The sequence below is a fragment of the Gaoshiqia sp. US2 genome (assembly GCF_059705485.1).
In genome coordinates this window covers 5,168,851-5,192,529 of sequence record NZ_AP048550.1, presented here as the reverse complement: position 1 = coordinate 5,192,529, position 23,679 = coordinate 5,168,851, and the positions used below count along the sequence as shown (strand labels likewise).

The following is a 23,679-nucleotide window of genomic DNA, read 5'->3' as shown; positions in this document are numbered from 1 at the left end:
TTGGAATTTGAAATTTGAAACCTGCTTCAAAAAGCGCAAATGGTTTGAGAAAAGAATATAATGAAAAAAGAGAAAAAACCGTAACACGAAACGATATGCCAAAAGTACAATTTATTGATCCGCAAGAAGTCAGGAAAGCCGGCGAAGTGACATTCATGCCGGTTCCTGTCAACCAATACAATAGAAGTATTGAAGACGAGAAAGCCAATTTTTCGAAAGAAGATTTTTTTCGCATTTATCACGACATGGTGGTCATCCGCGAGTTTGAAACCATGCTCAACGAAATTAAAATCAAAGGCGAATACAACGGAATCGCTTACAATCACCCTGGACCGGCACACTTATCCATCGGGCAGGAAGCTGCCGCTGTCGGTATGGCATACACTCTGGGTGTTGAAGACTTTATTTTCGGTTCGCATCGCTCACACGGCGAGATCCTGGCCAAAGGATTGTCGGCTATTGCCAAGCTAAGCGACGAGCAGTTACTTCAAATCATGGAAAACCATTTCGATGGTAAAACTTTTGCGCCGGTGAAAGCCAACTTTAACGGTTCGGTAAAAGAACTGGCCATCCGCTTCCTGATTTACGGAACACTGGCCGAAATTTTTGCCCGCGAAACCGGTTTTAACCGCGGTTTGGGCGGATCGATGCACGCCTTCTTCACACCGTTTGGCGTATACCCGAACAACGCCATTGTAGGCGGTTCGGGCGATATTGCTGTTGGCGCCGCCCTTTTCAAAAAAGTAAACCGAAAAGACGGTATCGTGGTGGCCAACATTGGTGATGCTTCGATGGCTTGCGGCCCGGTTTGGGAAGGGCTGGCTTTTGCTACGATGGACCAGTTCAACCAACTGTGGGAAGGCGACATGAAAGGCGGATTGCCGCTGATCATCAATATCATGAACAATCAGTACGGGATGGGCGGGCAAACCTGCGGCGAAACGATGGGCTACAAAGTGGCTGCCCGCATTGGCGCCGGTCTGAATGCCGACCAGATGCATGCCGAGCGCGTGGATGGTTATAACCCCCTGGCGGTGATTGACGCCTATAAACGCAAACGCGAAATCCTGAAAGAAAAACGCGGCCCGGTGTTGCTCGATGTGTTGACGTACCGGTTTAGCGGACACTCGCCTTCGGATGCTTCTTCGTATCGTTCAAAAGAAGAAATTGATGCTTGGCAGGCTGTTGACTCGATAGTTTGGTTTGGAAACGAACTGGTAAAAGCAGGGATTGCTACCGAAGCCGAACTGGCGGCCATAAAAGCGAATACCACCGATTTAATCAGCTGGGGAGTGAAACTGGCCATCAACTTTGAAATTTCGCCCCTGATGGATGTGGAAAAATATCCGGAGTTGATTGGAGAGATGATGTTCTCGAACGAATCGGTTGACCGCATGGAAGACCGCCAGCCGGATGTGAATCACCCGATGGAAGAAAACCCGCGCGTGAAACAGTTGGCAACAAAAGAACGTTTTGCTTTCGATGCCGATGGGAAACCATTCTCCAAAATTAAACAGTATGGTTTGCGCGACGGAATTTTTGAAGCCATCATCGACCGTTTTTATAAAGATCCGACGTTGGTAGCCTATGGAGAGGAAAACCGCGACTGGGGTGGGGCCTTTGCGGTGTACCGCGGACTAACTGAGGCGCTTCCTTATCACCGCTTATTTAATTCGCCGATCTCCGAAGCGTCAATTGTCGGAACAGCCATTGGTTATGCCATGTGCGGCGGGCGTGTGGTTCCCGAAATCATGTATTGCGACTTCCTGGGCCGCGCCGGCGACGAGGTGTTCAACCAATTGCCGAAATGGCAGGCCATGAGCGGGAACGTGATCAAAATGCCGGTGGTGGTGCGTGTGTCGGTGGGATCGAAATACGGCGCCCAGCACTCGCAGGACTGGACGGCTTTACCGGCACACATTCCGGGCTTGAAAGTGGTTTTTCCGGTGACTCCATACGATGCAAAAGGCCTGATGAATGCTGCTTTGCAGGGAACCGACCCGGTTATTTTCTTCGAAAGTCAGCGTATTTACGATATTGGCGAGCAGTTTCACCAGGGTGGCGTACCCGAAGGATATTACGAAATTCCGTTTGGCGAACCCGATGTGAAACGGGCCGGAACAGATGTGACGATCCTCACGATTGGCGCAACTTTGTACCGTGCCCTCGAAGCTGCTGAAATTTTACAGGAAAAATATGGACTGAGCGCCGAAGTGATTGATGCCCGTTCGTTGGTTCCGTTTAACTACGAACCGGTGATTGAATCGTTGAAAAAGACCGGCCGCATTGTGATTTCGGGCGATGCCTCAGCCCGCGGATCATTTATGCGCGAATTGGCATCGAATATTACGGAGCTGGCTTTCGACGAACTGGATGCCCCGCCGGTGGTGGTAGGTTCGCGTAACTGGATTACGCCGGCTTATGAATTGGAAGAAGCCTTCTTCCCGCAGGCCAGCTGGATTATTGACGCGATTCACGAAAAAATTGTTCCGTTGAAAGGACATGTTGTCAAAAACAACTTCACCGAACCGGAACAGATCCGAAGAAATAAGTTGGGAGTTTAATAATTCTTTTTTCATTTGGTTAAGAGCCCTGTCGCCTTTGGTACAGGGCTCTTTCAATTGGCTCCGTATATTTTCTGCCTGAATTTTATACTGGCTGCTTCTGCCCGGCTTGTTATTTTTCTTTCTCCGGCAGCGATTCAATTGTTCCGTAGAAACCAATCGATTGCCGGTTGTTTGAAACAACGTTCACATTGGCATAGCCGCCCAGTCCCGCCGAGATTTGTATTTTGTAGTTATCCTTCTCCGTTTTCACTTCCATATCGATCAGGTAGAGCTTTTTCTTTTCGTTAAACCGCACTTGCAGCGATTTTGCCTCCTCTTTAAACTTAATGCCTCCCTCGGTATTGCCATAATCAGCCTGGTAAGCGCGCCCGAAGAAAGGTAGCCAGGCTTCAATCCAGGTACTGTCAACTGTTAAATTGTAATGCGACGTCAGATTAACTTTACGCATGGAGAGAGGTAGTGCCGATTGTGCTTCAAAACTGAATTTCCGGCTTTCAATCAAGGCTTTTATTTCTTGTTCTTTTTGAATACTGCGCTCTTTAGCAGTTAGCTTTTGTGCCTGGCAAAACGAAGTTCCGGTAAGCACAATCATCAGTAATAGGATAATCCGTTTCATATGGTTTCTATTTGATGGAATTTACGAAAATCCAGCAAATTGGATACCAATTTACTTTTCAGAGAATCAGGGCTTCTGTTTGCGATAGCCTGTTTTGTTTTTTCCGCTTTCTTATTCTTCCCGGGGTATATCCATGAAAACAGGTTATTGTAAATAAAAAAGCCGGTCAGAACGCCGGCTTTTCCTGTTATGCTTGTGTTTGAGGATCTTCTACTTTTTCCGCGTTCAGAAGTGGGTTGGCATACATTTGCATAAACAGCCTTTTCTGGCAATCAGTATCTCCGCCCCCGATGGTCTTCACCAAATCATCCAGTAATTCCGTAAATTTTTCGCGGGTAGCCGGGTCAACCTTATCGGCATGTTGCTGGTTGTCGCTCAACAAATCGGCTGCCAGGTAATTATTTGGCCACAGTTTATAGTTTCGGTAAATGCAACGGTCGATGTGTTCAGCCAATTGCTGGATGCTTGCATTGGCATTCTCTGAGTTTGCAATGTTATCGAGCTGTGCATCAATCGGTTTTCCGAATGCAAAATGTACGCGTCCTTTTGGCCGGGTGAGACCAAAGGCCATACTTTTTAAGTCGTCGGCCTGTGTTTTTATATATCCTTCGCGTTCGCGTTTATAGATTTCTTCCACCTTTGAAATACCGCAGGGCTCGCGTTCATACGAGATCGACAGCGGAACAATTTTTAACTCGCGAAAGCCGGAAGCAAAGTCGCCCTTGTTGCTGAGGTTCAGCATCTTTAATAAGGCCTGCTGGGTTTGGTCGAAGCCGTTTTTGGTCCTTCCTTCCCGCTGAGCAATCCAAACCGACATCCGGTCTTTGGTGATGGTTTTCCGAATGTACGACGACAATTTCTGCGAGGCCAGCAACAGTTCACGGGCAGGCAGGTTGCGTTTGACCACAAAGGCGCGGTTTAATTTAACGGCATGCAAAATCCAGTCGTAAATCAGTAAGTTATTACCAATCGCGATTTCGGTGGTATTCATCCCGGCATTTACAATAATGTAGTTCAGGATGGCTGCATCCAGGATAATATCCCGGTGGTTGGATATAAACAGGTAACTTTGTTTTTTATCCAGGTTTTCCAATCCGCTCCAACTTACCCCGCTGGTCGTTTTTTCAATGATCCACTCTTTGATGAGCGGATACATGAATTCCCGTTGTAATTGGTTGATCGTTTTAATTTCCGAGAGAATCCGGCCAATACCGTTTACTTTTTCCTCATCCTGGAAAATAAAAAACAACACCTTTCGGAACACTTCGTCTTTTAACAATACCTGAATGTATTGATTGACTTCATGATCTTCGTAAGGCCGAATATCATCATACTTCATAATTTCCCTCATTCCGTTAGATATAGCGCGGCAAAGATAGTAATTGCAATTAAATCCTGAACCTTAATTGAAATTTAACCTCAGTTCGCTTGTTTCCTTCAATGAGGTTGTAGCCGCTTCCAATGCTCTCGGCGCCGGACAACCAGCTTCTTGATACCTTAAACCACAACTCTGTTTTTTCACATATTTTAACTTTTCCGGTCAGGTACGATCGGATTCCTTCGTTGTAAAAAGCGGGGATTGAGAATTGGTAAAGCATGTCATTTTCATACGAATACACGCGCGAATCGTAATCATCGGTGTGAAAATAAGCTATCCGGTACCAAAACTGCATGGGCCATTTTTCGGGTTGAAATCCAATATCCTGACTGATAAAAATCCCCGACGACCGGTGGTCGTGACGATAAAATGATTGTTCAAAGCGGCTTTTTACCGGGAAGGTTGCACTGAGCCTTCCACTGAGTTGAAACCGGATGGATTGCCTGATTTGATCCAGGTTTTCTTTCATCAGCAATCCGCTTACTTTAACAGGCTTTATCTCATAAAAATACCTGCTAAGCAATTGCCAGTTGCGGTTGAACTGATAGCTGCCCTGCATCATAAACTCTTTTCCCTTACCGGGAGCTGCCGTGGTGTATTTTATCCATTGGTAGCTGAAAAAGTCGGCATACAGGTTTAGCCGGACTTTTGGCACCGGCTGAATTTTTGTTCCCAGGTAGAATCCCTGTTCGTCGTTCACCCGGCTGTTTTCGGTGAAGGATGAGGAAAACGGCGAATTGTAATTTTTACCGATATATCGGTACAGCGCCGAAAGCTCCAGTTGATCGACCGGTTGAAACATCAGGCCGTTCAGACTGGCCAGGCCGTTGGAAAAACCGGATGCCAATTCGCCGAACAAGTACAATCGGTTTACACTCCACCGGTAATCAAGGCTCAGGTTGCTGATCTGATCTCCATCAAACAGAAACCGGTTGTATAAATCGTCACTTCGCTCCAATGGAAATTCAAAGCGCGTATGAAAACCGGTCATTCCCAATGCTAAATTGGTTGCGTTATAGGTCAGGTTTGCTCCGGCTACGGTCGATGAAACCGAATTTTTATCTTCAATTTCAGAGGCCGTCCGGTGCAGCCCGCTTGTTTGAAAGGATGTAAACACTGTTATGCCGTCAACACGATCGGTATTGGCATCGAACTTTTTATACGAAACAAAGGGATTCAGTTGAAACCGTCCGAAATTGAATGTGGCAGCTACTCCCCGCATGTAATTATTTTCGTCGGTTGAACGGTAGGGTTTAACTCCCTGGTTGAATTTGGCTGTCCGGCTTGCTTCGGCCGACTTGCCTAGTGAAAATCCTTGCCAGGCCGCCAGTCCCTGTCCAAATTGAAGGACATAGTCGCCCAACATCAACGATGATTTCTTCCTGCCAAACGCGACGCTGGCAAAGCCGCTGTAAAAGTCAAACCCGTTTGGGTTTGCCCCTTTGAAAAAAGATTCGCCGGCATCTTTTTCTGCCGTAAAACCTGCTTCGAACCGGCTTGATGAAAAGTGGTAACGCGTATACAGTTTCTCGGGCGAGCCTTCGTATTTCTTATCGGTAAAACCCGCCTGTTTCTCCATCAGCCTGACTGTCCGCATGATCAGTTCCTGTCGGGGGCGAAACGATTTTCGTTCGGCCTGAAGCTGACCGAAACTGACAAATTCGCCCAAAAGACGGGCTAATTCAATATGAAATCCTTCGATCGCGGCCAGTTCGTATACCGAAAAGATCGGTCCGTATTTCTTCCGGTATTCCATGATCGAATGAACCTGCATAGGCGTTAAAAAGTGCAGGCCTAACAGATCTGCTTCATTCGCCTGATTCAGATTGACCGGATTTTCCCTGATTTTTTGCAATTCAATTAACAGTTGTTCCGCGTCAGTTTCTTCATTTTCAGTCAGGCTCATTTCGATCAGGGCTTCCAGTTGGTCGCGAAGCGACGGATCAGCTTCCTGCGCATAAGCCGCAATTGTGGCCAGCAGAACGACTACCGTGAAGGCAACATTTCTCATTTACGATGATAATAAATGGTTACTGAGGGGGATAATCCCAGGTATTGATGATATGAAAAGGCAATGTCTGTTTGAATTGTGTTGATCAGGTAGCCCAGACCCATCGCCAGATTTCCGGTTTGTGCTTCCAGCCCGCAGCGCAGCGACAATTGGTTGTTGATCAGGTATTGCATTCCAAACCGGGGTTCTATGGAGGCATGCTGCTCCTGGTACAGCTCTGCTGTCAGCAGAAATGAATCCTGAAAGTTTTTACGCGCCCCCAACCTGATCACCCAAGGGTAGTCGACCGGTAAGCTATTGTTACTTGCCGAAACGCCATACGGATTAAAATACTGCATCCCAAAACCAAGCTCCCCGAAGCGAAGTTGGATGCCCAGGTCGGAAATCAGCTGACCAGGCCTTTGGTCATTTTCTGCCAGAAACAAACTGAAATAATGAAACTGTAAGGCGGCCGAAACAGCCGGGGAGAGTCTTCTTGACATTCCGGCTGAGAATTTATCTTCGCGAAACCCTTCGCTTCCAAACTGGGAAAAAGTAAAAAGGAAACGATTCTTCTGAACAGGCAGGACCAGAAACGCCGAACTGGTTGAAAGGTCTTCGAGTAAAAAACGATTGCTGTACAGGATGCCTCCGGCCAGTTTGCTCCCCGCCGTTCCCGCCGGGTTTGAAAATAAAGCAAGCGGCGACTCCAGGCTTGCGCCGGTATGGCCCATCGCCTGAAAAGCGGCAGGTGCCCGGAAAAGCTCCTGGCAGTTTCCCCCTGATGAGAAAAGGAAGAATGAACAAGAAACCAACAACAGACGTATGTTGAATTGATAACCCATAAAAAAAGTGAACAATTTTGTCCACCTTTTCCACTAAGCTCTTACAAGTTACAACTTCTTGGTTAAACAAAAAACTAATTTGTTTTGAATTTGTACTTTACTTCAGATAAATCTTTGTTCGCGTTTACGATTTTTTCTTTCAGTCTTTCTTTAAACCGGATGAATCGTTCCATCACTTTTTCGTCGCCCAGCGAAAGCATTTGTACGGCCAGGATACCGGCGTTGTTGGCGCCGTTTACAGCCACGGTGGCAACCGGGATTCCCGGAGGCATCTGCACAATGGCAAGCAGGGAATCCCAACCATCCAAACTGGCTTTAATCGGTACGCCGATCACGGGAAGCGGGGTCATCGCGGCTATTACCCCTGGAAGATGAGCGGCCATACCTGCGCCGGCAATAATAACTTTAATTCCCCGGTCTTTGGCGCCTTTGGCGAATTTCTCGACCTCTTCGGGGGTGCGGTGAGCCGACAAGGCATTGATCTCGAACGGAATCTCAAACTCATCCAGAATTTTTGCAGCTCCTTCCATGACTGTCAAATCGGACGTGCTGCCCATAATAATACTCACTTTTGGTTCCATCTGTTTCATGCTAAAATTTCAATCATTTCTGTCTTCCAATATACAGAAAATCTTCAATCCACACCTTTGTTGTATAAAAAATGAATTTTGAGGTGAAACACATTTCAGTTGAGCGATTATTTTTTGTTACTTTGCACCTTTTTAAAAAATGAAGCTAAACTGATCGAAATTAAACACATATCAGCTGATCCTGAACAAATATTCTGAAAAATCAAAAGAAATGGGGAACATTCAAATTTTAGATAAGGAGTTCGAGTTATTTATGCCGTACGAAAAGATTCGTTCGGTGGTTGAAAGAATGTCAGAAGAGATGAATGAACGGTTGGAAGGTAAAAATCCGCTGTTTATTTGCATCCTGAACGGCTCCTTTATGTTTGCTGCTGAAATTTTTAAACGCATTACTTTGCTCGATGCTGAAATCTCATTTGTAAAACTGGCTTCTTACGACGGAACTTCCACGACCGGGAGCGTCAGGGAACTGATCGGCTTAAACGAAGATTTGGAAGGCCGTACGGTGGTGGTTCTGGAAGACATTGTGGATACCGGCATTACCATTGAAAAAGTGATTGCACAGATTCAGTCAAAAAAACCGGCTGAAGTGCAGGTGGCAACCCTGCTTTTAAAACCGGATGCTTTGCAAAAAGTGGTTAAGCTGGATTATATCGGCCTCGAAATCCCCAATGATTTTATTGTTGGTTACGGGCTCGATTATAATGGAATGGGCCGTAATCTGATCGATATTTTCAGAGTTGTTGACTAAAACAAAAATTCAATATTTTCATGTTAAATTTAGTTCTATTCGGGCCTCCGGGAGCAGGTAAAGGAACCCAGGCCGAATTTCTGATTGAAAAATTCGGCTTGATCCATTTATCAACCGGAGACCTGTTACGTAATGAGATTGCTGCATCAAGCCCGTTGGGATTGGAAGCTAAACGTTTTATGGATAAAGGCGAGTTGGTTCCTGATTCAGTTGTTATCGGGATGATAAAAAACAAGTTACTGGCCAATGCGAATGCCAAAGGTTTTATTTTTGACGGCTATCCGCGCACGGTGGCACAAGCCGAAGTGCTTGACAAGCTGCTTAACGAGAACGGCACGCCGGTATCCGGGATGCTTTCGTTAGAGGTTGAGAAAGAGGAGTTGGTTGCGCGATTGCTGAACCGTGGTAAAACTTCAGGACGTTCAGACGATCAGGATGTTTCGGTCATCGAAAACCGGATCAACGTGTACAACGAAAAAACTTCACCCTTAAAAACTTACTATGCCGCTCAGTCCAAACATTTCGGTATCGACGGTATGGGATCCATTGACGAAATTGCCGATCGCCTGAAAAAAGCGGTCAGTGCACTTTGAATAAGAAATTAGTTTTTAGATGAGGACGGATGTATTCCCTGCATTCGTCTTTTTTTGTTTATCTTGCATCTTCCCAATTTTAAAATAAATGGCTGAAAGCAATTTTGTTGATTATATAAAAATATTTTGCCGTTCAGGTAACGGAGGACCGGGCTCAGCACACCTGAGACGAGAAAAGTATATTCCCAAAGGCGGACCTGACGGCGGCGACGGCGGCCGGGGAGGGCATGTGATCATAAAAGGAAATGCCCAGATGTGGACCTTGCTTCACCTCCGCTATCAGAAACATATTTTCGCCGGTCACGGAGAATCGGGCGGTAAACAATGCAGCTTTGGCGCCGACGGCGATGATGTAACCATTGAAGTTCCGCTGGGAACAGTGGCCAAAGATGCCGAGACCGGTGAATTTCTGTTCGAAATTACAACCGACGGTGAAACGCACCTCCTGGCTAAAGGCGGACGCGGCGGACTGGGAAACACGCATTTCAAATCGGCGACCAACCAGACTCCCCGTTATGCACAACCAGGTGAACCGGGCGAAGAAGGATGGAAAATACTCGAATTGAAAGTATTGGCTGATGTTGGCCTGGTGGGATTCCCCAGCGCCGGTAAATCAACCCTGCTTTCGGTGGTATCGGCCGCAAAACCCAAAATCGCTGATTACCCGTTTACAACGCTGGTCCCAAACCTGGGTATTGTCTCTTACCGCGACGCTCAGTCGTTTGTGATGGCCGATATCCCCGGGATTATTGAAGGTGCCAGTGAAGGAAAAGGGCTCGGATTGCGCTTTTTGAGGCATATTGAGCGAAATTCCATGTTGCTGTTTATGGTGCCTGCCGACAGCAAAGACCACCGTAAAGAATATTTCATCCTGCTGAATGAACTTGAAAAGTACAACCCCGAACTGTTGGATAAAGAACGCTTCCTGGTTATCAGCAAATCAGATTTCCTTGATGAGGAGCTGAAAAAGGAGATTGGCAGGGAGTTTAAAGATATTCCGCACAGCTTTATTTCATCAGTGACCGGGAGTGGTATTACGCAATTGAAGGATACAATCTGGAAAATATTGAATCACTCATGATCGGATTTTTTGAATTCATAACAGATCTTGACCAATCGCTGTTTTTTTTCCTGAACGGAAAGCATTTTCCCTTTGGGGATATCGTGATGACCTTGTTTACCCGTACGGAATACTGGCTGATTTTATATGTTCCGTTGATCTGGTTCATCATAAAGAAATACCGGGCCAAAGCTCTTGTCGTTTTAATTTTATTAGCCTTGGCTATTGTTATTACCGACCAGTTTTCGGTATTGGTAAAAGAGACAGTGAAACGCTTGCGCCCCACCCACGACCCCGCCATCCAGCACCTGGTTCACAATGTGCTAAAGAAAGGCGGTCTTTATGGTTTTTTCTCCTCCCATGCGTCCAATACCTTTGCCGTGGCTTCCTTCACATCCTTATTGTTCCGGAATTCACGGTATAACATACTCATTTACTTCTGGGCCCTGTTGATAAGTTATACCCGGATTTACGTGGGGGTGCATTACCCGCTGGATATTCTGACCGGAATGTTGTTCGGAATACTGACCGGTTATTTCATGTATAAATTGTTGATTGTTATCGAGCAACATTTTTTAGTGCTCCGAAGTCCCAAACTCATTGAAACAAACCTGGAGAACAGCGAGTTTAATGTCATTTTTATCATCTTTTTAACCGTTCTTGCGACTACGTTTATGGTGGTCAGCCGGCTCCAACACTTTAACTGGATTTAACCGATGGAGGAATTGAAGCAGGAATACGAGAAGTTTCTGAATTTCGATATAAACCGGTTGTCCGGGGTAAAAGCAAGCCTGAAGCGATTGAGTTTATTGCGGTTCCTGGCTTTTCTGGGGATTATTTTGTCGTTTGTTTACCTGCGATATCCGTTCAATATCGGGGTAGCTCTGTTCGCGTTCGCCTTGTTTCTCTACTGGATCAGAGCTTACATCAGCCAGGAAAAAAAGAAATTTCTGTACGAACGTTTAATCCGTATTAACCAAAATGAATTGTTGGCCCTGGATGAAATTTATATGCAGTTTGATGGCGGGACCGGTTTTGCTGATCCGGGGCATGCTTATTCTTTCGATCTGGATTTATTTGGCGAAGGAAGCCTGTTCCAGTTTCTGAACCGCACCGTAACCAAACTGGGAAGTAAAAAGCTGGCGTTTTACCTCAACAATCCGCTGAGCGACCCTGCCGAAATCAAAGATCGGCAAAAGGCGCTGCTGGAGCTTTCGGCCTATACCCGCTGGCGGCATCATTTTGCGGCAAAGGGACATTCGCACGATGAGCAGGACTTGCGTTTACTGCATCAGATTGCCGCTCACGACGATTTGGATCATCCGCGGCATGTCGGCTGGTTAATCCTGATTCTGCCGGTATTTAGTTTGAGCATGCTTGGTTTGTGTTTGTTTTCAGTCCTTCCCTGGATATTCTTTGTCCTTTCGGTTTTCCTGAATGGATTTGTCTTATACCGGTACCGGAAAATCATCAGCTCGTTTTATCAATTGTTTGGTAACCAGGCGAAAATTCTCGATAGTTACCGCGAATTGCTCTTGTTGATCGAACAAAAGGATTTTGAGTCGGAATGGCTTAAAAGACTGAAAAAGCAACTTTACTCCCATCAAAAAGAAGCGAGTGCGGTTGTTGCCGATTTACGAAAAATCATGGCCAGGTTTGATTACCGGGCAAATCTGGCCTTTGCACTGTTTGCCGAATCCATTTTTATCTGGGACCTGATCTGTGTTTATCAACTCAACCGGTGGAACCGGAAATACAAAAATGATATCCTCCGTTGGTTTGATCTGATTGCTGAGTTTGACGCTCTCTCCAGCCTGGCCAATTTAAACCATAACCACCCTGAATGGGCCTTGCCAACGTTCGAAGATGACGATTTTTGCTTGTCGGCCAACGAACTGGCGCATCCCCTGATCAAAAAAGAAAAGCGGATCGGGAACGACTTCCGGATGAATGGGCCGGGGAAAATTATGATTGTAACCGGTGCCAATATGGCCGGGAAAAGCACTTTTCTGCGTACAATTGGCGTGAACATGATTTTAGCGATGAACGGTTGTCGTGTTTGTGCAAGCTGGTTTACCATGAAGCCGGTGAGTTTGTACACCAATATGCGGACAACCGACAACCTGCAAAAAGATGAATCCTACTTTTTTGCCGAACTGCTTCGTATACAGCAGATGCTTGAGCTCATCAACCAGGGAAAACAACTTTTTGTGATTATTGACGAAATGCTGAAAGGGACCAACTCTGAAGATAAACTTACCGGCTCAAAAGCCTTAACGGAAAAACTGATCAGACTGAATGCCAATGGGCTGGTGGCCACACACGACCTTAAGCTGACCGAATTGGCCGATACCTACCCCAAACAAATCAGCAACAGGTGCTTTGAAGTAAACCTGGCAGATGACAACCTGATTTTTGATTACAAACTGATTGATGGCGTAACCCGGACCATGAATGCCAGCTACCTGATGAAAAAGATGAAAATTATCGATTAATCAACATCGGAATCATGTTCGTTTTTTCGTATTTTCATCTTCCGAAATAAAATCAAACGAATTATGGAAGATTTAGCAGTAGGTACCCGGGTGAAGCATCCTGTTTATGGTGAAGGAATCGTCAGTCGTTCGCACCTGACCATTTACGAGATCTTTTTTGAACGGGCCGGAAAAATGGAACTGACCAAATACAATGCAGACCTGGATATCATCAGCGCTCCCGAAGAAAAACCACGCAACGGGCTCACCCTGGCCGAGGTGGAAAAAGCGATGACTTACGTGCTCGATAAATTTCAGGGCCTGACCTATGCCGTAAAAATGGCCGATAAATGGAAAGGCGGCATGCTGGAGATGAAACCGGCCAACCCGGAGTTGCAATCGAAAGAAGTACCGATGGAAACCTTCTACCACAAGATTGTGATGTTGCGCGACCGGCTGCGCGTGCTGGAACAAAACATCAACAGCCACCCCAAATTGGATGACGACGACAAGGTGCAGTTGCAACAGTATATTACCCGCGCTTACGGTAGTTTAACCACCTTCAATATTTTGTTCGCGGACAAGGAAGATTACTTTAAAGGCCAATCGAAGTAGCGCCATGACAGACTTGCCTGATTTTATCGCGGGCTTGCCCAAAGCCGAGTTGCACCTGCACATCGAAGGTACGCTGGAACCCGAATTGCTGTTCAAACTGGCACAACGAAACCGGATTTCGCTGAAGTATCAGTCGGTGGATGAAGTGAAGCAGGCGTACAGGTTCAGCAACCTGCAGGATTTCCTCGATATTTATTACGAAGGAGCCAACGTGTTGCGTGAGGAGCAGGATTTTTACGAGCTCACCTGGGCGTATTTGCTGAAATGCCAGGAACAACAGGTGGTGCATACCGAGGTTTTCTTCGATCCGCAAACGCATACTTCGCGGGGTATTTTATTTGCCACGGTGATCAATGGCATCAATCATGCCTTACAGGATGCGCGTGAAAAGCTGGGTATCTCGAGCCGTCTGATCCTGTGTTTTCTGCGTCATCTCGACGAAGTCTCGGCCTTTCACACCCTGGAGCAGGCGCTCGATTATAAAGACCTGATTGTGGGTGTCGGGCTCGATTCGTCGGAAAAAGGCAATCCTCCCTCCAAATTCGAACGGGTGTTTGCCAAAGCCCGCGAAGAAGGTTTTCTTACGGTGGCCCATGCCGGCGAGGAAGGCCCTGTGGAATACGTTCGCGAAGCAGTCGGTTTGCTGAAAGTTTTCCGTATCGATCATGGAAATGCCTCCATTGAGGATGAAAAACTGGCCGATGAACTGGTGAAAAGGCAAATTCCGCTAACCCTGTGCCCTCTGTCAAATTTAGCCTTAAACGTGGTGAGCAGCCTCGAAAACCACCCTTTGAAAAAACTAATGGACCGCGGCCTGCTGGTAACCGTCAACTCCGACGATCCGGCCTATTTTGGCGGCTACATCAACCAAAACTACCTGGCCATTGCCGAAGCGCTGAACCTTTCGCGGACCGATCTGTGCCAACTGGCTAAAAATTCATTTCGGGGCAGCCTGCTGTCGGATTCCTTAAAAGAAAGCCACATCATGGACATTGAGCGATACGAAAGGTGCAGAACATAAGCGTTTCAGGCATAACTGGCAGTCGGCTTTAAATTCCGTCCTTCGCTTGATCCTTTTTGTTCCTTGACGTCATCGTCATACAGGACACCAAAGGATAGCTATTTCATCCGGTTTTACTTCTTTTGCATGATTAATTCAAAAAAAGTTAAAGTACGACCCTATGAGAACATCTGTTTTTGTAAAATATCCGGATCCTGAACAATTAAAAGAAACCGCAGACGGATTCGACCGCGAAGTCCTTCAGGTAAACGGGCATTTCCACACGCCGTATTCGTTCAGCGCTTTTTCCGAAATCCGCCAGGTATTTGAAATGGCCGGCAAAGAAAAAGTGAAGGTGTTGGGAATTAACGATTTTTATACGACCGACGGTTACGAAGAATTTAATGCGCTGGCTAAAGAATACCGGGTTTTTCCGCTTTTTAATATCGAATTTATGAGCTTGCAGAAAGATTTGCAGGCAGCCGGTGTTCGGGTAAACGATCCGAATAACCCGGGTCGGACTTATTTTAGCGGGAAAGGCTTGAGATTTCCTGTTCGGCTTAATGCCCAAATGGTCGAACGTTTGTTTCAGGTTCAGGACGAAAGCAACCGGCAAACGGCCCAGATGGTGGTAAAGTTGAACGACTTTCTGAAAGAATCAGGTGAAAACTTTTCTTTTTCTTTTGACGAAATGAAAGAGAAATATGCCAAAAACCTATTGCGCGAACGCCATATCGCCAAAGCATTGCGCGAGGCCGTGGTTGCCAAATACCCTTCGGAAGAAGATCAAAAAGCGTTCTTTGAGAAAATATTCTCAGGCAAGGCTGCCAAATCGGCCATGTCGGATGTGGCCGGATTGGAAAACGAAATTCGCGGAAACCTGCTGAAATCGGGTGGCCGCGCTTTTGTGCCTGAAGATGACAAGGCATTTTTAAGCCTGGAACAGGTGATTGAATTGATCCGGGAAGCCGGCGGAATTCCCTGTTACCCGGTATTGCTCGACAATCCGAAAGGTGAATTTACCGATTATGAAGGCGATTTTGAGAAGCTTTACCAAAACCTCGTCGCCAAAAACGTATACATGCTCGAGTTGATCCCTGGACGGAATAAACCGCAGGTTCTGGAAGCGTTTGTCAACTTTTTCAACGAAAAAGGCTTTGTGATCACTTTTGGCACCGAGCACAACACGCCTCAGCTCGACCCGATAACCGTGTTGGACGGCGACGGAAAAGAACTGAGTCCGGCCATGAAAAAAATTGGCTACGAGGGGGCCTGCGTGATTGCCGCGCATCAGTACCTGAAAGCCAAAGGCAAACCGGGTTATTTGAAAAAATCGGGAAAGGCCCGGTTTGATCAACGTGCCGAATTCGTGGCCCTCGGAAATGCGGTTATCAAAAACTTCGTCAAACCCTGAGGGGTTGGTGAATGATGGATGAATGATAATTGATGAATGGACGACCCGAAACTCAAAACTCAAAACTCGAAACTCTCATGAAACAAGGAATAAAAGAACTGATAGAAATCTCGCAGTACTACGGCAGGCAAAAAGATTTTGTGATTGCCGGGGGCGGGAACACCTCGTTTAAAACCGGGGAATATTTATGGGTGAAAGCCAGCGGATTTAGCCTGGCTACCATTGGCGAAGCCGGCTTTGCCAAACTCGACCGCTCATTGCTGGCCGAGGTGAACACGAAAACCTATTCGGAAAATGTGCTTCAGCGCGAGGAAGAAATCAAAAACGATTTGCTGAAAAGCCGCGTGGAGCCCGAAAAAGGACAGCGCCCTTCGGTAGAAACCTCGCTGCACAACCTGATTGACTTTGCGTTTGTGGTACATACGCATTCAACCAAAGTAAACGGACTGATGTGCAGCAACCGGGCTGCCGAAAAAACGGCTGAGTTGTTTGGCGACCAGGCGCTTTACATTGCTTACGAAGATCCGGGCTACATCCTGTTTAAAGTGGTTGAAAAAGCCATTCTGAAATACCGGGCCGAAAAAGGCAAAGAGCCGGCAGTCATCTTCCTGCAAAACCACGGTGTGTTTGTGGGCGCCAATACCATCGGCGAAATCAAAAACATTTACGATGAGTTGATTGCCAAACTGGATGCAGTTTACGGAGAAGAGCCCGCGATTGACCCGGTCGCGGTTTCAGCGAAGGCTGCCCTGATTGTTCCGGCAGTCCGTATGATGGTTTCGGGCGAAGGGTTAAAAACAGTTCGCCTGGTTAACAGCACCATCTTGTCGAAATACCTGGACCGGGCCAACCAGCAGGCCATTGCCGCACCTTTCACGCCCGACGGCATCGTGTATGCCAACTCGTCGTTCCTTTTTACTGAATTTACAGGCGATGCCGACAGTTTTTTGAATGACATTCAACAGAAAATTGAACGTTACCGGCAGGAAAAAGGCAAGTTGCCCAAGGTGATTTTTGCTTCGGGCCTGGGTCTGTTGGTGGTGGCCGACCACGCCGAAGGAGCCGAAATCCTGGTGGATGTGGTGACCGACCATTGCCGGATTGCCCGGTTTGCCGAATCGTTTGGCGGACAACACCCGATGACTCAGCGACAGATCGAATTCATCGAAAGCTGGGAAGTGGAGCAATACCGTTCGAAAATATCGCTGGGAGCTACTGCCGGCCGGGTCGACCGGAAAGTGATTGTTGTAACGGGAGGCGCCCAGGGATTTGGAGCAGGCATTGTGGAAGAACTGATGAAACATGGCGCCAACGTAGTGATTGCCGATCTGAACGAAGAAAAAGGAAACGAGTTTGCCAGCCTCCTGAATGCTGCCAACCGAAAAAACAAGGCCCTGTTTGTAAAAGCAGATGTGTCGAACGCGGCATCGGTGGAAAACCTGGTGTTCGAAACAGTCGTTTCCTTTGGAGGGCTGGATGCGTTTATTAGTAATGCCGGTATTTTGCGCGCCGGCGGCTTGGACGAGATGACGCCCGAAACCTTCGATCTGATGACCAAAGTGAATTACTCGGCCTACTTCCTCTGCGCCAAATATGCCTCGGCGGTGATGAAACTGCAAAACAAATACAAACGCGACCATTTCACCGATATTATTCAGATCAATTCCAAATCGGGATTGAAGGGCAGCAACAAAAACTTCGCCTATGCAGGCGGTAAGTTTGGCGGAATTGGCCTCACCCAATCGTTCGCGCTCGAACTGATGCCCAGTCGGATCAAGGTGAATTCCATTTGTCCGGGCAACTTTTTTGACGGGCCGTTGTGGGCCGACCCCGAAAACGGCTTGTTCGTTCAATACCTGAGGGCAGGGAAAGTGCCGGGCGCAAAAACCATCGACGATGTAAAGCATTTTTATGAAGCCCAGGTACCCGCAGGCCGCGGTTGTACCCCGCTGGATGTGATGCGCGCCATCTTTTACGTGATGGAACAGGAGTACGAAACCGGCCAGGCCGTACCGGTTACCGGCGGACAAAATATGTTGAACTGAGACTGGCTGTTGGCTGCTGGCAAGGTTGAGGGAGTCGAGGCTGTATCAAAAGTCCTTAATCTTTCAGAATCCAGTCACCCCGAATTTATTTCGGGGTCTGTCATTCAATGGGTTGAGATCCTGACCCGGCAACTGCCGGACAGGATGACTTTTATGAAATATCAAAAGAATAAAGAAATATGAAAACCAAAGCAATCCGTTTATACGGGAAAAAAGATCTGAGACTGGAAGAGTTTGAACTTCCGGCGATCTCGGATGATGAAATTCTGGCAAAAGTCGTTTCCGACAGCATCTGCATGTCGTCGTACAAGGCGGCCACGCAGGGTACCGACCACAAACGCATCCCCGGTGATGTGAGCGAAAACCCGATCATCATCGGCCACGAGTTTGCCGGCGAGTTGGTTGAAGTGGGCGCCAACTGGCAGCACAAGTTCAAATCCGGACAAAAGTTCTCCATTCAGCCGGCCATTTATTACGAAGAAGGCCCTGTGGGAGTGCTGAGCGCCCCCGGATACTCGTACCAGTACATTGGCGGCGACGCCACCTATGTAATCATCCCGAAAGATGTGCTGGTGCAGGATTGTTTGCTGGCCTACGAGGGCCCGGGCTATTACCCCGCATCGCTGGCCGAACCGCTGAGCTGTGTGATTGGCGCCATGCACGCCAACTACCACACCAAACCGGGTTCGTACATTCACCAAATGGAAATTGTTGATGGCGGCAAAATGGCCATTCTGGCCGGCGTTGGTCCGATGGGGCTGGCGGCCATCAACTACGTGATCATGCGCGAAGACCGGAAACCTTCGCTGCTGGTGGTGACTGACATCGACCAGACCCGTTTGGACCGGGCGGCAGCTATTTATTCGGTGGAGTGGGCCAAATCGAAAGGCATTGAGCTGATCTATCTGAACACAGGTGGTGAGAATCCGGTTGAAAAGCTTCGCGCGCTCACCGGCGGAGAAGGCTACAATGATGTGTTTGTTTTCGCGCCGGTACCCGCTGTGATTGAGCAGGGCGATGCCATCCTGGCAAACGACGGTTGCCTCAATTTTTTTGCCGGGCCAAGCAACCCTGAGTTCAGCGCCAAAATGAATTTCTACAACGTGCACTACGCGTCGACCCACATTGTGGGCACCTCGGGCGGTAACAACGACGACATGGTGGAATCGCTCGAGATGTTTGGGAAAGGCCTCGACCCGGCCGGCCTGGTCACCCATATTGGCGGGCTGAATGCCGTGATCGGTACGACCCTGCATCTGCCCGAAATCCCGGGCGGGAAGAAGTTGATTTATACCCACAAGGATATTCCGCTCACGGCCATTTCCGAATTTAAAGAAAAAGGTAAATCTGATCCGTTTTTTGCCCAACTGCACGAAATTTGCCAGCGTAATAACGAACTTTGGTCCGTCGAGGCAGAAGAGTTCCTGCTGGCAAATGCAAAGGAGATTTAAAAACACACTATGATTTACATGGCAGATACGGCTGACTTGTCAGCCTTGGAGGAGTTGTATGATTTTTTTCCGTTGGAAGGTGTAACTACCAATCCGTCGATCCTGAAACAATCGGGTTTAAAACTTTCGGTAGCGATCGAAAGTATTCTGAAGCTGATCGGGCATGGCATGATCCATGTGCAGGTGATCAGCGAAAACGCGGAGGATATGGTTCGCGAGGCCAAAACCTACAAGAATTATTTTGATGTGGGCGATTCGTTTTTCGCTAAAATACCGGTCACCCCGCAAGGGTATAAAGCGATGGCTATTTTAAAAGATGCGGGAATCAATGTAACGGGCACGGCTATTTTTACCCAGCAGCAAGCGCTGGTGGCAGCCAAAGCAGGCGCCGATTTTGTGGCTCCGTACGTAAGCCGTTTAGACAATATTTCTTCGCACGGGATTGAAGTGGTGCGCGATATTGTAAAGAACATGAGCGACTTTAAGTTGAATACCCGGGTGTTGGCTGCCAGTTTTAAAACGGTCGACCAGATTCACCGCGTGAGCATGAACGGGTCGCACTCGGCCACGGTTGGCCCCGATTTGCTGATGCAACTGATCAGGCACCCGATGACCGATATCAGCGTGAAAACTTTCCTCGAAGACGGACAGGGTTTGTACGATATCTCATTTTAAGCCGTGCACGAAAAACTTTAGCTAATTCGTTAGCCAATGAGGGACCTCGAATGGGGTCCCTTATTTTTTTTGTGGCTTTTCGCCCGCTGGCGTGGGTCTGTGACCAGTGTCTTGCTTTGAAAAAGCAAAAGTTTGCCCTGATGGGCAAGACACCGATTACAAATCGGCGCCAGCTTGGGCAATTTTGCGGCGTTTAAGAAATACCTTGAGCCTATTTTGTAAATTAGGGTGCGAAAACATGAGATACAAAAGTGACACACTCCCTTCGAAAAACAGAGATGTAAGATCACTTTGGTGGATAGATAAACAAATTATGCACAACCTTAAATCGATGGAAACTTCAATTAAAATGACATAGAATGAGATTATTTGCAATAATAATTTTGTCGGCTGTTTTAGGTTCATGTAACGGACACCAAAATAAAATAAATGAAAAATCATCAAAAAGTGATCGTTTTCCCGCTTCTGAAATTAAAACCCCCGCTGAAACAATTAACGGAGTCGTTTACTTTTCAGTCAACAATGGTCTGACTTGGGAAAATAAAAGCGATGGATTGCCAGATTCAATTACGATAGCTTTGGGGGCCATTGCTGTTTCCGACAAATCACTTGGAATTGCAACAAAAGAAAAAGGAGTCTTTCTTTTTGATTTTCAGAAGAACCAGTGGGTTAATATTCCAACAGACAAAAACATTATTGAAAGTAATCCTGGACCTTTAATCTTTTTTAAACACCAAATCTATGTAGGAACGCAAATCAGCGGAATTTTTTCGTCGGCAGACTTCGGTGAACATTGGGAAAAACCAGATTCAGGTCTTACTAATTTTACGATTCGAAGATTCGTTCAGATTGACGATAAATTGTATGCAGGCACCAACGCGGGATTATACTCTTTCGATGAAACGGAAATGAAATGGGAACTTGAATACGGAAACAGGACAATGCAGGTAAATGGTATGACTGAATTTGATGGAAACATTTATATCGGAACAAATCAAGGGGCATTCACCACTCCCAAAGGCCGGAAAGAATGGGTACAAATACTGGAAAATCGTAGTCTGCACAACATGAGTTCAGACGAGCATACCATATATGCAATGACGTATAATGAGTTACTTGCATCAACGGACAAAGGATTCACATGGGAAAATGAAATTATACAAGGGAATTATTGTCGTAAGCGGCAGTGAGAGACGACTAAAAAAGGGAATGACTACGGATCGGATTGAATATTAGTAAAGATGGCACATAATAAGCAGAACTCTGAGCAGTAGGCATGACCCGGCAACGGGGCCTATTGGTGACCTGTCATCGTAACAGAAACCTAAAATATGAATAGACTTATTGTAGCAATTGTTTTATTAGCAACTGCATTGACCGCCAAAACACAAAACATTCAAACGTTTATTGATAGTTTAATGCAGGCCGGGCATATTCCTGAACTCGGTTATGCCGTTATTTCAGCAGACAGCATTTTGAACCTGCAAACAGTAGGCTTTCACCGGTCCGACCTCAAAAAAAGAAAAACCCGGGCAAAAGTTACAGACTATTTTCATTTAGGTTCAAATACAAAAGCAATAACAGGTTTCGTTGCAGCATATCTTGTTGAAAACAATAAAATAAACTGGACGACTAAGTTTTTTGACTTATTTCCGGAATGGAAGAAACAGAGCAACCCGGCCTATTATGAAATTACCTTAGCCGATTTACTCTCCCACAGGGCCAAAATACAACCCTATACAAGCGGAGTTGAATATCAGAAACTACCGGCTTTTAAAGGTGATAAATCAGATCAACGAAAACAATTTGCCAGGTATTTGCTAACCGAACAGCCTGTAAGAGATAATAGCAAGGTTTATAACTACTCTAATGCCGGTTATACGGTTGCAGCTTTGATGCTTGAGGAAGTCTCGGGAAAAACCTGGGAGCAATTGACAAAAGAAATCATGTTGACAACACTTCATGTCGACATAAAATTCAGCTGGCCCAATAAAATCAACTTAAAACAACCGTATGGCCATTGGATCGAAAACGGAACTTTGCAATCGCTTGCACCTGACATCAGCTATAACTTAGGACTTGGAGAACCCGCAGGTGATATCAGCATGACCTTACCTGATTACGCAAAATTTGTACAACTAAACTTACAGGGATTATTAGGAAAAGACCATGTTATAAAGGCAAGCACTTACCATTATCTTCATTTCGGGCGAACAGACTATGCTATTGGTTGGGTCAATGTAAATAATGATGATAAACAATTTTCCGAACATTCAGGTTCGGCAGGGACCTTCTTCAGCCATACGCTTATCGATAAAAAGAATAAATTGGCCTACATCATTGTTGCAAATAGTGCCACCGAAGAAACACAACAAGGAATATTTACACTTTTAGACAGATTGAGAAAAAAGTACAGCAGGTAAGCCCGATGTCGCGTGTAACGACAAATAGCGGATGACAGCTGTACGAAAATCCGGTTTGGAGACGGCAGTCCCCGAACCGGATTGTTATTTGATATCGTCCAGTGCCGTACCATATAGCGATCAGGGGGCAGGGCGGGATACTGAAAACCACGCGATGCAATCGCGCGCGGGTGCGGGTATCATGGCCATAAATTTTACCATAATTTAAATTGAATCTAAATTTAAAAGCTTGTAAATTGTATAGCATAATTGAGTGCGAAGTTTAGTGCAAATCAGGCAAACTTCGCCGGGTTACCAAACAGAGTGGCGTCCAACCGTACCGATTCGCAGCAGAAAGTCCCGGACCACCTTATAAAACAAAAGCCCCCGCCAGTTACGACGGTTTTCATTGTTTAAAACACCCACAGGGTGATCGATTAAATAATTTAATACAAAAAGCGATGGCTATAAAATTTAGAGCAATTCAGAAAGCCCAGCCGGGAGTGGCTGGCGGTGGTGTTAAAAAGTGGTACGCAAGTCCGGTAACCAATGGCGAAGCCAGTTTAGACGATCTCACCAGGGCAATCGAGAAAATATGTACCGTAAGTGGAGCTGATATCCGTGCGGTATTATATGCCCTGGTCGATGTATCGATTGATGAATTAAACGGCGGCACGATTGTTCGTTTAGGCGACTTGGGTAGCCTGCGGACCAGTATCAAATCGGAAGGTGTTGATGCTGAAAAAGATGTGCTCGATTCGATTATCAAATCGAGCAATATTATTTTCACGCCGGGCAGCCGGTTAAAAGAAATGCTGGCAGCCATGAAATACAAAAAAGCATAGGTCGAAAATTTCCTGCCTTGCCGATTTTTTTTCCAAGCTAGGAAATTATAATCCCCAAGCTATGAATTTTTTTTTTCAAGCTTGGGGATTTTGCCGTCCTCAGTAGAAAGATTTCTAATACTGCGCAAAAACGATATCAAATATAACGACAACTACTTGTTTGATTTTTTCGATGATTAGTGGTTTCGGTGCGCTGCACCTTGATTGGTAATCGTGAATTTTATTCGGTAAATATTCCGCAGTAGCTACAAATATCCCGCAGCGCTGCTGCTTCATCATTACCGGGTTACAGGAGCAAAATATAAAAACAAGGTGCATCGCACCGATCCCTTTGTCGTTTGTAAATCGGGAACAAGGCAGGTGCAGCG

At 46.4% G+C, this 23,679-nt stretch carries 20 protein-coding genes; 15 read left to right on the top strand and 5 right to left on the bottom strand.

What is annotated here, in order from left to right; genetic code table 11:
• Positions 1 to 95: 95 nt before the first annotated feature.
• On the top strand, positions 96 to 2,564 hold the full coding sequence (locus AC6H3C_RS20845; RefSeq protein ID WP_497517475.1) for an alpha-ketoacid dehydrogenase subunit alpha/beta: 2,469 nt from the start codon (positions 96 to 98) through the stop codon (positions 2,562 to 2,564).
• Between the two features lie 112 nt (positions 2,565 to 2,676).
• Here AC6H3C_RS20845 and AC6H3C_RS20840 read toward each other — a convergent pair whose 3' ends face one another.
• From AC6H3C_RS20840 to purE, 5 genes are all read right to left on the bottom strand, one after another.
• Positions 2,677 to 3,183, bottom strand: coding sequence for a DUF4251 domain-containing protein (locus tag AC6H3C_RS20840; protein WP_497517474.1), 507 nt, complete (start codon positions 3,181 to 3,183; stop codon positions 2,677 to 2,679).
• A gap of 187 nt (positions 3,184 to 3,370) precedes the next feature.
• Positions 3,371 to 4,534: a 1-acyl-sn-glycerol-3-phosphate acyltransferase gene (locus AC6H3C_RS20835; RefSeq protein WP_497517473.1), complete on the bottom strand. Its 1,164-nt coding sequence runs from the start codon at positions 4,532 to 4,534 to the stop codon at positions 3,371 to 3,373.
• A 37-nt stretch (positions 4,535 to 4,571) separates the two neighbouring features.
• A complete protein-coding gene (locus AC6H3C_RS20830; protein WP_497517472.1) occupies positions 4,572 to 6,572 on the bottom strand; it encodes a helix-hairpin-helix domain-containing protein in 2,001 nt (666 codons plus the stop codon).
• Complete coding sequence (locus AC6H3C_RS20825) at positions 6,569 to 7,396, bottom strand: hypothetical protein (protein WP_497517471.1); 828 nt, start codon at positions 7,394 to 7,396, stop codon at positions 6,569 to 6,571. Before AC6H3C_RS20825 ends, AC6H3C_RS20830 begins: the two co-directional genes overlap by 4 nt.
• A 74-nt stretch (positions 7,397 to 7,470) precedes the next feature.
• Complete coding sequence (gene purE / locus AC6H3C_RS20820; protein ID WP_497517470.1) at positions 7,471 to 7,986, bottom strand: 5-(carboxyamino)imidazole ribonucleotide mutase; 516 nt, start codon at positions 7,984 to 7,986, stop codon at positions 7,471 to 7,473.
• Positions 7,987 to 8,197: 211 nt separating this feature from the next.
• Here purE and AC6H3C_RS20815 point away from each other — a divergent pair, with 211 nt between their 5' ends.
• The 14 genes from AC6H3C_RS20815 to AC6H3C_RS20750 all read left to right on the top strand — a co-directional run bounded on the left by AC6H3C_RS20815 (position 8,198) and on the right by AC6H3C_RS20750 (position 23,311).
• Positions 8,198 to 8,737, top strand: a complete 540-nt coding sequence (locus AC6H3C_RS20815; protein WP_497517469.1) for a phosphoribosyltransferase — start codon at positions 8,198 to 8,200, stop codon at positions 8,735 to 8,737.
• A gap of 20 nt (positions 8,738 to 8,757) precedes the next feature.
• Positions 8,758 to 9,330, top strand: a complete 573-nt coding sequence (locus AC6H3C_RS20810) for an adenylate kinase (RefSeq protein ID WP_497517468.1) — start codon at positions 8,758 to 8,760, stop codon at positions 9,328 to 9,330.
• Positions 9,331 to 9,418: 88 nt separating this feature from the next.
• Complete coding sequence (gene obgE, locus AC6H3C_RS20805) at positions 9,419 to 10,411, top strand: GTPase ObgE (protein WP_497517467.1); 993 nt, start codon at positions 9,419 to 9,421, stop codon at positions 10,409 to 10,411.
• A complete protein-coding gene (locus AC6H3C_RS20800) occupies positions 10,408 to 11,103 on the top strand; it encodes a phosphatase PAP2 family protein (protein WP_497517466.1) in 696 nt (231 codons plus the stop codon). Before obgE ends, AC6H3C_RS20800 begins: the two co-directional genes overlap by 4 nt.
• Positions 11,104 to 11,106: 3 nt before the next feature.
• Complete coding sequence (locus AC6H3C_RS20795; protein WP_497517465.1) at positions 11,107 to 12,885, top strand: MutS-related protein; 1,779 nt, start codon at positions 11,107 to 11,109, stop codon at positions 12,883 to 12,885.
• A 63-nt stretch (positions 12,886 to 12,948) separates the two neighbouring features.
• The gene (locus AC6H3C_RS20790) at positions 12,949 to 13,479 is read left to right on the top strand and encodes a DUF8685 domain-containing protein (RefSeq protein ID WP_497517464.1); all 531 of its coding nucleotides are present in this window, start codon (positions 12,949 to 12,951) and stop codon (positions 13,477 to 13,479) included.
• A 4-nt stretch (positions 13,480 to 13,483) separates the two neighbouring features.
• Positions 13,484 to 14,500, top strand: a complete 1,017-nt coding sequence (locus AC6H3C_RS20785; RefSeq protein WP_497517463.1) for an adenosine deaminase — start codon at positions 13,484 to 13,486, stop codon at positions 14,498 to 14,500.
• A 160-nt stretch (positions 14,501 to 14,660) separates the two neighbouring features.
• Positions 14,661 to 15,893 carry a PHP domain-containing protein gene (locus AC6H3C_RS20780; RefSeq protein WP_497517462.1) on the top strand — a complete coding sequence of 411 codons (1,233 nt, stop codon included), beginning with the start codon at positions 14,661 to 14,663 and terminating at the stop codon, positions 15,891 to 15,893.
• Positions 15,894 to 15,970: 77 nt separating this feature from the next.
• On the top strand, positions 15,971 to 17,938 hold the full coding sequence (locus AC6H3C_RS20775) for an SDR family NAD(P)-dependent oxidoreductase (protein WP_497517461.1): 1,968 nt from the start codon (positions 15,971 to 15,973) through the stop codon (positions 17,936 to 17,938).
• Positions 17,939 to 18,117: 179 nt separating this feature from the next.
• Positions 18,118 to 19,389, top strand: a complete 1,272-nt coding sequence (locus AC6H3C_RS20770; RefSeq protein ID WP_497517460.1) for a zinc-binding dehydrogenase — start codon at positions 18,118 to 18,120, stop codon at positions 19,387 to 19,389.
• A 9-nt stretch (positions 19,390 to 19,398) separates the two neighbouring features.
• The gene (locus AC6H3C_RS20765) at positions 19,399 to 20,064 is read left to right on the top strand and encodes a transaldolase family protein (RefSeq protein WP_497517459.1); all 666 of its coding nucleotides are present in this window, start codon (positions 19,399 to 19,401) and stop codon (positions 20,062 to 20,064) included.
• Positions 20,065 to 20,423: 359 nt separating this feature from the next.
• Positions 20,424 to 21,254, top strand: a complete 831-nt coding sequence (locus tag AC6H3C_RS20760; protein WP_497517458.1) for a hypothetical protein — start codon at positions 20,424 to 20,426, stop codon at positions 21,252 to 21,254.
• Positions 21,255 to 21,395: 141 nt separating this feature from the next.
• Entirely contained in the window at positions 21,396 to 22,487 is a 1,092-nt protein-coding gene (locus tag AC6H3C_RS20755; protein WP_497517457.1) for a serine hydrolase domain-containing protein, read from the top strand.
• Positions 22,488 to 22,927: 440 nt separating this feature from the next.
• Positions 22,928 to 23,311 (top strand): HU family DNA-binding protein, encoded by a 384-nt coding sequence (locus AC6H3C_RS20750; RefSeq protein ID WP_497517456.1) that lies wholly within the window; start codon positions 22,928 to 22,930, stop codon positions 23,309 to 23,311.
• Positions 23,312 to 23,679: the final 368 nt, after the last annotated feature.

Excerpts from the sequence above, each read along its gene's own strand:
- AC6H3C_RS20785 (WP_497517463.1), top strand. The coding sequence starts at position 13,484 with ATGACAGACTTGCCTGATTTTATCGCGGGCTTGCCCAAAGCCGAGTTG.
- AC6H3C_RS20790 (WP_497517464.1), top strand. The coding sequence starts at position 12,949 with ATGGAAGATTTAGCAGTAGGTACCCGGGTGAAGCATCCTGTTTATGGT.
- AC6H3C_RS20800 (WP_497517466.1), top strand. The coding sequence starts at position 10,408 with ATGATCGGATTTTTTGAATTCATAACAGATCTTGACCAATCGCTGTTT.
- AC6H3C_RS20770 (WP_497517460.1), top strand. The coding sequence starts at position 18,118 with ATGAAAACCAAAGCAATCCGTTTATACGGGAAAAAAGATCTGAGACTG.
- AC6H3C_RS20825 (WP_497517471.1), bottom strand. The coding sequence starts at position 7,396 with ATGGGTTATCAATTCAACATACGTCTGTTGTTGGTTTCTTGTTCATTC.
- AC6H3C_RS20815 (WP_497517469.1), top strand. The coding sequence starts at position 8,198 with ATGGGGAACATTCAAATTTTAGATAAGGAGTTCGAGTTATTTATGCCG.
- AC6H3C_RS20810 (WP_497517468.1), top strand. The coding sequence starts at position 8,758 with ATGTTAAATTTAGTTCTATTCGGGCCTCCGGGAGCAGGTAAAGGAACC.
- AC6H3C_RS20780 (WP_497517462.1), top strand. The coding sequence starts at position 14,661 with ATGAGAACATCTGTTTTTGTAAAATATCCGGATCCTGAACAATTAAAA.
- AC6H3C_RS20845 (WP_497517475.1), top strand. The coding sequence starts at position 96 with ATGCCAAAAGTACAATTTATTGATCCGCAAGAAGTCAGGAAAGCCGGC.
- AC6H3C_RS20840 (WP_497517474.1), bottom strand. The coding sequence starts at position 3,183 with ATGAAACGGATTATCCTATTACTGATGATTGTGCTTACCGGAACTTCG.
- AC6H3C_RS20795 (WP_497517465.1), top strand. The coding sequence starts at position 11,107 with ATGGAGGAATTGAAGCAGGAATACGAGAAGTTTCTGAATTTCGATATA.
- obgE (WP_497517467.1), top strand. The coding sequence starts at position 9,419 with ATGGCTGAAAGCAATTTTGTTGATTATATAAAAATATTTTGCCGTTCA.
- AC6H3C_RS20775 (WP_497517461.1), top strand. The coding sequence starts at position 15,971 with ATGAAACAAGGAATAAAAGAACTGATAGAAATCTCGCAGTACTACGGC.
- AC6H3C_RS20760 (WP_497517458.1), top strand. The coding sequence starts at position 20,424 with ATGAGATTATTTGCAATAATAATTTTGTCGGCTGTTTTAGGTTCATGT.
- purE (WP_497517470.1), bottom strand. The coding sequence starts at position 7,986 with ATGAAACAGATGGAACCAAAAGTGAGTATTATTATGGGCAGCACGTCC.
- AC6H3C_RS20830 (WP_497517472.1), bottom strand. The coding sequence starts at position 6,572 with ATGAGAAATGTTGCCTTCACGGTAGTCGTTCTGCTGGCCACAATTGCG.
- AC6H3C_RS20750 (WP_497517456.1), top strand. The coding sequence starts at position 22,928 with ATGGCTATAAAATTTAGAGCAATTCAGAAAGCCCAGCCGGGAGTGGCT.
- AC6H3C_RS20835 (WP_497517473.1), bottom strand. The coding sequence starts at position 4,534 with ATGAGGGAAATTATGAAGTATGATGATATTCGGCCTTACGAAGATCAT.
- AC6H3C_RS20755 (WP_497517457.1), top strand. The coding sequence starts at position 21,396 with ATGAATAGACTTATTGTAGCAATTGTTTTATTAGCAACTGCATTGACC.
- AC6H3C_RS20765 (WP_497517459.1), top strand. The coding sequence starts at position 19,399 with ATGATTTACATGGCAGATACGGCTGACTTGTCAGCCTTGGAGGAGTTG.